Source organism: Microbacterium sp. (assembly GCF_047606385.1).
Lineage (GTDB): Bacteria > Actinomycetota > Actinomycetes > Actinomycetales > Microbacteriaceae > Microbacterium.
Map to the genome: position 1 here is coordinate 1 of NZ_JASGEL010000011.1, position 8,715 is coordinate 8,715.

Consider the following 8,715-nt stretch of genomic DNA (forward strand, 5'->3'; position numbering starts at 1 on the left):
CGGCAGCAGCACGCCGACCGCGCCCGCGGCCTCGCACACGCCGGTCGCCCACACCACCAGGTCGGGTCGGGGCAGGCCGGCGGGCACCATCGCCACCAGCGCGGCGCGGCGCGGCGGCAGGAGGCGCGCGATCACCCCCATCGCGCACATCGCGACGACGGCGGCGATCGGCACGGCCACCGGCGCGCCGAAGCCCGGCGCGCCGAGCAGGTGAAGCAGCATGCCGATCGCGCCGACCACGACGGTGACGACGAAGATCATGATCCCTCCATGATTGGATAGTGGCGATGTCCAATATAGATACTGATACTATCCATTACGGATCAGGGAGGGAAGTTGCGGATCTCCGAGCTCGCGTCCGCCACCGGCGTCGGCATCCCGACGTTGAAGTTCTACCTGCGCGAGGGGCTGCTGCCCCGCGGCCGGGCGACGGCCGCGACGCAGGCCGAGTACGAGGACGCCCACGCCGAGCGGGTGCGGCTGATCGATGCGCTCACGCGCGTCGCCGGCCTGCCGCTGGCGAAGGTGCGCGAGGTGCTCGGCGCGATCGACATGCCGGACGACGACCCGGTGCGTGCCATCGGCGCCGCCGTGGCCGCGCTGCCTCCGTACGTGGACGCCGAGAGCGTGGACCTGGGACCCGCCTACGAGGCCGCCGGGTGGCTCGGACTCGAGCTCGACCCGATGTTCCCGGCCGCCGCGCAGCTCGCGGTCGCGATCGACGGCGTGCGCGCGGCGGGGCTGACGTGGGATGCGGCGACCGCCCGCAGGTACGCCGACGCGATCGCCGCGCTGGCACGTGCCGAGGTGGCTCCCACCCGCACGCTGCCTGCCGGGGACGCCGTCAGCTATGCCGTCCTCGGGACGGCGCTCTACGAGCCGGTGCTGCTCGCGATGCGGCGGCTGATGCACCAGCAGCTCGCCACCGGGCGGATCGCCGGCGAGGCGTAGCCGGTCGCCCGCGGAGGCGCCGTTCGCGCGCCTAGGCTGAGCGGGTGCCTCCGGACCTCGCCGCTCCCCTGCTGGCGTGGTACCGGACCGCCGCGCGCGACCTGCCGTGGCGGGCCCCCGGATACGGCGCCTGGGGCGTGCTGGTCAGCGAGTTCATGCTGCAGCAGACCCCGGTGACGCGGGTGATCCCGCGCCTGGCGGAGTGGCTGACCGCCTGGCCGGAGCCTGCCGACCTCGCCGCCGCTCCCCCGGCCGACGCTGTGCGCCGCTGGGCGAACCTCGGCTATCCGCGGCGGGCCCTGTGGCTGCATCGGGCGGCGGTGGAGATCCGCGACCGGCACGGCGGCGTGGTGCCGCGCGATGTGGACGCGCTGCTGGCGCTGACGGGGATCGGCGACTACACCGCCCGCGCGGTGGCGGTGTTCGCCTACGGCGACCGGCATCCCGTGGTCGACACCAACACGCGGCGGGTCATCGCCCGCGCCGTCGAGGGACGGTCGCAGCCCGGTCCGGCGTCGCGACGCGATCTCGACGCGATGGCCGCGCTGCTGCCGGCGGCCGACGCGGATGCCGCGTCGTTCAACGCCGCGACGATGGAGCTCGGGGCCCTCGTGTGCACGGCCCGGGCGCCGCGCTGCGAGGCATGCCCGATCGCGCACCTGTGCGCCTGGCGGGCAGCCGGCTACCCCGACACCGGCGACGAGCGGCGCCGGCAGGCGCGCTACGAGGGCAGCGACCGGCAGGCGCGCGGCGCCGTCCTCCGGGCGCTGCGCGAGGCGCCCGGACATGCGCTGCCGGCCGTGGCGGCGGCATCCGACTGGCCCGATCCGCGTCAGCGGGACCGCGCGATCGATTCGCTCATCGCCGACGGTCTCGCCGAGGCCATCGGCGGCGAGCTGCGTCTGCCGCGCTGAGCCCGCGCCACGGGAGGCCGACGGCGGCTCAGGCGTCGAAGGGGCCGTAGACCTCGAGCGTGTTGGCCGCCAACTGCGCGCACAGCTCGTCGACCTCCACGCCGAGCTCGGCGGCCATGAACCGCACCGTCAGCGGCACCAGGTAGGGGGCGTTGGGGCGGCCGCGCAGCGGCACGGGGGTGAGGAACGGGGCGTCCGTCTCGACCAGGATGCGGCCTCGCGGCGTGACCGCGAGCGCGTCGCGCAGGTTCTGCGCGTTCTTGAAGGTGACGTTGCCGGCGAAGGAGAGCCAGTATCCGCGGTCGGCGGCGACACGGGCCATGTCGGCGTCCCCGGAGAAGCAGTGGAACACCGTGCGGTCGGGGGCGCCGACTCGTCGCAGGGTGTCGAGCACGGCGTCGTGGGCGTCCCGGTCGTGGATCTGCATGGCCACGCCGTGCTTCTTCGCCAGCGCGATGTGCGCCTCGAAGCTCTCGAACTGCGCGGGGCGGCCGTCCTCCCCGGTGCGGAAGAAGTCCAGCCCGGTCTCGCCGACGGCCCGCACCCGCGGCTGCGCGGCGAGCTCGTCGATGACGTCGATCGCCGCGTCGAGACGCCCGGTCGCGGCGAGGGCCGGGGCGTCGTTCGGGTGGATCGCGACCGCCGCCAGCACCCGCGGGTCGGACGCCGCCGCCTGCGCGCTCCAGCGGCTGGACTCGACGTCGCATCCCACCTGCACGACCCCGGCGATGCCGACGGATGCGGCGAGCTCGAGCTGCTCGCCCAGCGACATCCCGGTCTCGCCGTCCGCGATGTCGAGGTGCGTGTGGTTGTCGTACACCGCGACCGCGAGCGGCTCCGGCGGCTGCGGATAGGCGGGCTGGCGCGCAGCATCCTTACGCTGCCGGGTATGCGCCGACGGATCGGTCACGACCGGCTCCTCCGCCCGCCCCGCCGGCGCCCATGTCCCAGTTCGGCGCGGTCTGGGACTGCGATACCGCGCCGAACTGGGACATGACCCGCACCGAACTGGGACATGGGCGATGTCACGCGTTCTCGACGCGCGGGAACAGCGGTGCCAGGCCGTTGACCGAGGTGCCGGGGCGCAGCTGGCCCCACCGACCGGCGTCGCGCAGCGGCTGGTCGTGCAGGCGTCCGAGGCTCTCGGCGGCGCCGAGCGCGATCCACAGCCGTTCGGTCGAGACGGGCATGACCGGCGACAGCAGCGCGGCGAGCGCGCGCAGGCCCTCGGCCGCGGTGTACAGCACGGTGCCGAGCCGCTCGCGCTGCGCGTCGTCCTTCGCGAGCGCCCACGGCTCGTTCAGCGTGATGTAGCCGTTCAGCTCGTCGACGATGGTCCAGATCGCGGCGATCGCCTCGTCGATGCGGAACCGTTCGATCGCGGCATCGGCCGTGGATGCCGCATCCGCCACCGTCCGCTGCACCGCGAGGTCGGCGTCGGCGTACGGTCCCGCCGGCGGCACGATCCCCTCGAAGTACCGCTCGATCATCGCGACGGTGCGCGAGGCGAGGTTGCCGAAGCCGTTGGCCAGCTCGGCCTGATACCGGGCGGCGAGGTCCTCCCAGGAGAAGGAGCCGTCCTGGCCGAACGCGATCGCCGAGAGGAAGTAGAACCGGTAGGCGTCGGAGCCGAACACGTCGGTGATCTCGGTGGGGGCGATGCCGGTCAGCTTCGACTTGGACATCTTCTCGCCGCCGACCAGCAGCCAGCCGTGCGCGAACACGCCGGCCGGCACCTCCAGCCCGGCGGCCATGAGCATCGCCGGCCAGATCACCGCGTGGAAGCGGAGGATGTCCTTGCCGACCACGTGGTGCGCGGGCCAGCGGCGCTCGAACTGCGCCGCGTCCTCGCCGTAGCCGATCGCGGTGACGTAGTTGAGCAGCGCGTCGACCCAGACGTAGATGACGTGCGTCTGGTCCCACGGCACCTTGATGCCCCAGTCGAAGGCGCTGCGCGAGATCGACAGGTCCTTCAACCCGGACCGGACGAAGGACATGACCTCGTTGCGCGCCGACTCCGGCCGGATGAAGTCGGGGCGTTCCCGGTAGAGCCTGAGGAGGGGCTCGGCGAACTCGCTGAGCTTGAAGAAGTAGTTCTTCTCCTGCAGCAGCTCGAGCGGTTTGGAGTGGATGGCGCAGACCTTGAGCCCTTCGAACTCGCCCGTGCCGTCGACGATCTCCGACTCGGGCTTGAACTCCTCGCAGCCCACGCAGTACAGCGCCTCGTACTCGCCGGCGTAGATGTAGCCGCGGTCGTAGACGGCCTGCACGAAGCGCTTCACGCCTTCCTCGTGCCGGGTCTGGGTGGTGCGGATGAAGTCGTCGTTGGCCACGTCGAGGCTGGTCAGCAGCGGGAACCACGCCTCGCCGACGAGCTTGTCGACCCACTCCTGCGGGGTGACGCCGTTCGCGGCGGCGGCGCGCAGCATCTTCTGCCCGTGCTCGTCGGTGCCGGTGAGCATCCAAGTGTCGTCGCCCGCCTGCCGGTGCCAGCGCGCGAGCGTGTCCACGGCGACCGTCGTGTACCCGTGTCCGATGTGGGGAACATCGGAGGGGTAGTAGATCGGCGTCGTGATGTAGAAGGAACTGCCGTTGCTCACCCGACGATTCTAGGTGGGGCGGATGCCGCGGCCGCCGCCTGTGACGGCGGCTCGGGCGCGGAGCTCAATACATGCCGAGGTCCGATTCCGGCGGCGTGGGCGGCACGGTCTGGTGACCGCGCCGGCCCGGGGTGAATGCGCGACCCGGGCCTTTTCGACGCACGGCGTGGTCGAAGACGCGCGGGTCGCCCAGCGGGTCCCGCATCCGGCCGAGCCCGGTGTCCCAGCCGAGCCCGCCTTCGAACTTCGCACGCAGGTCGGCGACGGCATCCTCGAGGCGGCGGAGGCCCTCTTCGGTGAGGTAGTACCAGCGCCACTGGTAGTCGGCATGGACGTCGACCATTCCGCTGTCGCGGAGGATGCGGAGGTGCTTCGAGACCGCGGTGCGACTGATCTTGAACTCGCCGCCTGCGGCGGCGGCGATCGCGCCGGCCGTGTGCTCGCCACTGGCCAGGATGTCGACGATGCGGCGTCGCACCGGGTCGGCCATCGCCTGGAACGCGTCGATGAACAGCGGCGGGAAATCGCCGCCGTGCGTGGTCCGGTGTGCCATGGTTTGACGCTACCTCCGGGGTTCGACACCGAACCCGACCGCGTTGTCGGCCACCCGCTCGAGCGGCACGGTCTGGCGCGGCACGGCCTGGCGCGACACGGTCAGGTGCGACACGGTCTGGCGCGGCGCGGTCAGGTGCTACACATCGCGGATTCCGCATTGAACTTCCTGCTCACACACGCCGGCTCCGCGTTCCGGGCGCGACAGGGCGACAGCCGCAGCGCCATTGAACTTCCTGCTCACACAGCATCTGCTGTCGACCGCGCGGCGCAAAGCGCTCGAGCACGAGGACGCAACGGTCGCCGACACGACCCACTGTGTGAACGGGAAGTTCAATGACCACACCGGCGCCGTGTGAGCAGGAAGTTCAATGCGGAATCTGGGTGTGTGAGACGCGCCCGGGATCGTGACGGACCGGGCGAGAGATCGGGACGAGGATCGGGACGCGACGCGGATCGAGACGGGACGTGGATCGAGACGGGACGCGGACCGGGGCTCGCGAGCGCTCAGCCGCGGACGGCGAGTGCGGCCTGGTACAGCTCGCGCGAGGAGTGACCGGTGTGCGCGGCGACCTCGCCGGCGGCGTCCTTCAGTCGCATCCCGTCGCGGGTGAGCTCCAGCACCTGGGTCACGGCGTCCGGAAAGGCGACCGTCCGCGCCGCGGCGCCGGACACGACCACGACGATCTCGCCCCGCACGCCGCCCTCCGCCCACGCGGCGAGCTCGGCGAGCGTGCCGCGGCGCACCTCCTCGTGCAGTTTGGTGAGCTCCCGGCACACCACCGCACGGCGCGAATCGCCGAACGACGCGGCCAGGTCGGCGAGGGACACCGCGAGCCGCGCCGGGCTCTCGAAGAACACGAGCGTGCGCCGCTCGGCCGCCAGCTCCGCCAACAGCGCACGCCGCTCGGCGGCCTTGCGCGGGAGGAACCCCTCGAAGCAGAACCGATCCGTCGGCAGCCCGGACACGGCCAGCGCGGTGAGCACCGCCGAGGGACCGGGGATCGCCGTGACCGCGACCCCTGCCGCGGCCGCCGCGGCGACGAGGGAGTAACCGGGGTCGCTGACCGTCGGCATCCCGGCGTCGCTGACGACCAGGACGTCCTCGGCGGCGGCCAGGGCCACGAGCTCGGCGGCCTTCTGCTTCTCGTTGTGGTCGTGCAGCGCCACCAGGCGCGGGCGGTTCGCGATGCCCAGCCCGGCCAGCAGCCGCTGCGCGGTGCGGGTGTCCTCCGCGGCGAGCACCGTGGCGGCCTCCAGCGCCGCCACGAGCCTCGTCGACGCGTCCCCCAGGTTCCCGATCGGAGTCGCCGCGAGGATGATCACCGGGCCAGCATAGGCTGGGCGCGTGACCGCCAGCACCGACCCTCTGCTGATCGACGAGGTCCGGCCCTCACGGTACGACCGCGTGATGGAGCGTATCCGCACCAGTCCTCTGGCCTCTCGGCGGCTCGACATCTGGGCGCCCGTCGCGGTGACGCTGCTGGCCGGCGTCCTGCGGTTCTGGAATCTCGGCCATCCCGACGCGATCGTCTTCGACGAGACGTACTACGTCAAGGACGCCTGGTCGCAGTGGAACCTCGGCTACACCGCCAACTGGCCGAACGGCGCGGACGAGGCGTTCGTCGCCGGCGACACGGACATCTACCTCACCGGCGGCAGCTTCTCGGTGCACCCGCCGCTCGGCAAGTGGATCATCGGCCTCGGGATGTGGCTGTTCGGCGCGAGCGACCCGTTCGGCTGGCGCGTCGCCGGCGCCGTGTTCGGCACCGCCCTGGTGCTGCTGGTCTATCTCGTGACGAGGACCCTCACGCGCTCGACCCCGGTCGCTGTGCTCGCCGGGTTCCTGATGGCGATCGACGGCCTGGCCATCGTGCTCAGCCGGGTCGCGCTGCTGGACGGGTTCCTCGCGTTCTTCATCCTGCTCTCGTTCTGGTTCGTGCTGTTCGACCAGCGGTGGCACACCGCGCGGCTCGAACGCGCCCTGGCGGGACGCGCCGACGAGCCGTGGTGGGGCCCGATGCTGTGGAACCGGCCGTGGCTCGTCGCGGCGGGCGCGGCGGCGGGCGCGGCGACCGCCGTGAAGTGGTCGGGCCTGTACGCCCTGGCCGCGCTGGGCGTCTACGTCGTCGTGACCGACATGGTCGCCCGGTGCCGGCTGCGTGTGACGATGTGGCCGATCGACTCTCTGCGGCAGGGCGTCGTCGCGTTCCTGTACCTCGTGCCCGTCGCGTTCGTGGTCTACCTCTCCTCTTGGACCGGCTGGCTGGCCACCGAGGGCGGCTACGACCGGCAGAGCGCGGTGAGCGATCCGGCGACCGGGTTCTGGTCGTGGGTGCCGCTGCCGCTGCAGAGCCTCTGGAAGTTCCACGTCGCGATGTACAACTTCCATGTCAACCTCACGACGCCGCACAGCTATGCGAGCCCGGCGATCCAGTGGCCGGCGCTGCTGCGCCCCACGTCGATGTACTGGAACATGGATGGCGACACGGTGCAGGCGATCTCCAGCATCCCGAACCCGCTCATCTGGTGGGCCGGAGGCGCCGCCGCGCTGTTCCTGCTGTACCTGTTCGTCCGCACCCGCAGGGCGATGTACGCGTTCGTGCTCACCGGCATCGCGGCGACCTACGTGCCCTGGCTGTTCTACCCGGAGCGGACGATCTTCCAGTTCTACACGATCGCGATCCTGCCGTTCATGGTCGTCGGCGTCGCGCTGGCCGCACGTGCGATCGCCGGCTCCGCCCTGCCGGAACGTCGCCTCGCGGGTCAGCGCGTGGTCTGGGTGTTCGTGATCGTCGCGACCCTCGTCTCGGCGTTCTGGTACCCGGTGTGGACCGCCATCGAAGTGCCGTACGAGTTCTGGCGGCTGCACAACTGGATCCCCGGCTGGATCTAACGCGTCCGGTCCAGCACCGCCTGCAGCCGGTCGAGGCAGTCGCGCACCGCCCGGTTCTGCTCCGGCGTCAGATCGACGACCGCGTCCAGCATCGCCTGGTGCATGTCGCCGAGGGTCTCCCGCACCTCACGGTCGGCCGCCTCGGTCGGCACCACGTAGATGCTGCGCCGGTCGGTGACGTGCCGTTCCCGGCGGACGTGCCCGGAGCGCTCCAGGCGTCTCACGCTGGCCGTCATGGATGCCGTGGACACCCCGAGATAACGGGCGAGCTCGACGGGGGACACCGACCGGCCCTCGCGCTGCGCGCGCAGCAGATACCGCAGCGAGAGCAGGTCGTTCTCACCCATCGCCATCTTCAGACGGGTGCGGCGGCGCATCGCGGACTCCGCGGCGCGGTACGCACGGAACGCCTGCAGCAGCTCGACCGCCCGCCGGCGGCGCGCGTCGGACGCGTCGGCGAACCAGTAGCCGGCGCCGGGCTCGATCCCCTCGGACATGGCTCGATGATAGAGCGCGGGCTCAGCGCGCTCGCGGCAGCTCGGCCGCCTCGGTCACCGGCAGGCGGCACGTGAAGCCGTGGCAGTCGTAGACGGCGGCGCGGCCGGCGTGCAGTCCACGATCCTCGAACAGGGTGAACCCGGATGCCGCGAACGCGGCCGCCTGCGCCGGGCTCACGAACGCGACGATGTCCGCGTCGGCGTGCGCGGCCGCCGCCCGCAGCGGGTCGTCGGCCCCGGCTGCGACCACCACGAGCTGCCGAGGCGGCGCCGCGAGCTGCGCGCACACCCGCAGCAGCGCGCCG

The 8,715-nt window shown here is 72.1% G+C and carries 8 protein-coding genes and 2 pseudogenes; 3 read left to right on the top strand and 7 right to left on the bottom strand.

Annotation, left to right across the window (positions count from 1 at the left end; all coding sequences use genetic code 11):
- A pseudogene (locus QM626_RS01105) lies at positions 1-261 on the bottom strand (hypothetical protein); the annotation flags it as partial.
- A 75-nt stretch (positions 262-336) separates the two neighbouring features.
- Here QM626_RS01105 and QM626_RS01110 point away from each other — a divergent pair.
- Positions 337-951 (top strand): MerR family transcriptional regulator, encoded by a 615-nt coding sequence (locus QM626_RS01110; protein ID WP_415073036.1) that lies wholly within the window; start codon positions 337-339, stop codon positions 949-951.
- A 44-nt stretch (positions 952-995) separates the two neighbouring features.
- Positions 996-1,865: an A/G-specific adenine glycosylase gene (locus QM626_RS01115; RefSeq protein WP_415073038.1), complete on the top strand. Its 870-nt coding sequence runs from the start codon at positions 996-998 to the stop codon at positions 1,863-1,865.
- Positions 1,866-1,893: 28 nt separating this feature from the next.
- Here the strand turns inward: QM626_RS01115 and QM626_RS01120 are convergent, their stop codons facing one another.
- The 4 genes from QM626_RS01120 to rsmI form a co-directional block, all read right to left on the bottom strand.
- On the bottom strand, positions 1,894-2,775 hold the full coding sequence (locus tag QM626_RS01120) for a TatD family hydrolase (RefSeq protein WP_415073040.1): 882 nt from the start codon (positions 2,773-2,775) through the stop codon (positions 1,894-1,896).
- Between the two features lie 115 nt (positions 2,776-2,890).
- Positions 2,891-4,465: a methionine--tRNA ligase gene (metG, locus tag QM626_RS01125; protein WP_415073042.1), complete on the bottom strand. Its 1,575-nt coding sequence runs from the start codon at positions 4,463-4,465 to the stop codon at positions 2,891-2,893.
- 64 nt (positions 4,466-4,529) lie between these two features.
- Positions 4,530-5,018 carry an ArsR/SmtB family transcription factor gene (locus QM626_RS01130; protein ID WP_415073044.1) on the bottom strand — a complete coding sequence of 163 codons (489 nt, stop codon included), beginning with the start codon at positions 5,016-5,018 and terminating at the stop codon, positions 4,530-4,532.
- 506 nt (positions 5,019-5,524) lie between these two features.
- Positions 5,525-6,343: a 16S rRNA (cytidine(1402)-2'-O)-methyltransferase gene (gene rsmI / locus QM626_RS01135; protein WP_415073046.1), complete on the bottom strand. Its 819-nt coding sequence runs from the start codon at positions 6,341-6,343 to the stop codon at positions 5,525-5,527.
- Between the two features lie 22 nt (positions 6,344-6,365).
- Here rsmI and QM626_RS01140 point away from each other — a divergent pair, with 22 nt between their 5' ends.
- A complete protein-coding gene (locus QM626_RS01140; RefSeq protein WP_415073048.1) occupies positions 6,366-7,913 on the top strand; it encodes a dolichyl-phosphate-mannose--protein mannosyltransferase in 1,548 nt (515 codons plus the stop codon).
- Here QM626_RS01140 and QM626_RS01145 read toward each other — a convergent pair.
- Both QM626_RS01145 and QM626_RS01150 read right to left on the bottom strand, forming a co-directional pair.
- A complete protein-coding gene (locus QM626_RS01145; protein WP_415073050.1) occupies positions 7,910-8,410 on the bottom strand; it encodes a MarR family winged helix-turn-helix transcriptional regulator in 501 nt (166 codons plus the stop codon). The two genes, QM626_RS01140 and QM626_RS01145, sit on opposite strands and share 4 nt — an antisense overlap.
- A gap of 22 nt (positions 8,411-8,432) precedes the next feature.
- Positions 8,433-8,715: pseudogene (locus QM626_RS01150) on the bottom strand (thioredoxin domain-containing protein); the annotation flags it as partial.